Here is a 593-nt window from a genome sequence, read left to right as displayed (position 1 = left end):
GTCTCGCCGTCCCGGACCACGATCTCGGTGGCGCCGGATGCAACCGGCATCGGCAAAATGCGCTGGCCGGTGCGCGGCCGCGTGATCTCCAATTTTGGCGGCGGCAAGGACGGCGTCGACATTGCGGTCCCGGAGGGCACGCCAGTCAAGGCTGCAGAGAACGGCGTCGTCATCTATGCCGGCGACGGGCTGAAGGAATTCGGCAACACCGTCCTGGTGCGGCACGAGAACGGGCTGGTCACCGTCTACGGCCACGCCAGCTCGATCGAGGTGCAGCGCGGCCAGAAGGTCAAGCGCGGCCAGGAGATCGCGCTGTCCGGCATGAGCGGCACCACCGACTCGCCGAAGCTGCACTTCGAAGTGCGCAAGAACTCCGCCCCGGTCGATCCGTCGGGCTATCTCGAATAGAAGAAGAAAAATTGCGGGCCGTCTGAGACCTCCAGTCCAGCCCGCCGGCTCAGCCCGCTCCGCAAGGGGCGGGCTTTTTCAGCTGTCTGCCTGACCTCAATCCTTCAGCGGCTTGCCGAGACGGCCCGCAATTTTTCTTCTTCTATTCGAGATAGCCCGACGGATCGACCGGGGCGGAGTTCTTG

The 593-nt window shown here is 64.6% G+C and carries 1 protein-coding gene; it reads left to right on the top strand.

Features of this window, described 5'->3' with window-relative positions:
* Positions 1-408 (top strand): M23 family metallopeptidase (locus EOA33_RS37940; protein WP_145989614.1); only part of this gene is annotated, 408 nt, incomplete at its 5' end.
* Positions 409-593: the final 185 nt, after the last annotated feature.

The organism is Mesorhizobium sp. M4A.F.Ca.ET.050.02.1.1 (assembly GCF_003997725.1).
Taxonomy (GTDB): domain Bacteria; phylum Pseudomonadota; class Alphaproteobacteria; order Rhizobiales; family Rhizobiaceae; genus Mesorhizobium.
Note: the sequence above shows the minus strand (reverse complement) of the source record. Positions and strands in the feature narration are given on the sequence as shown.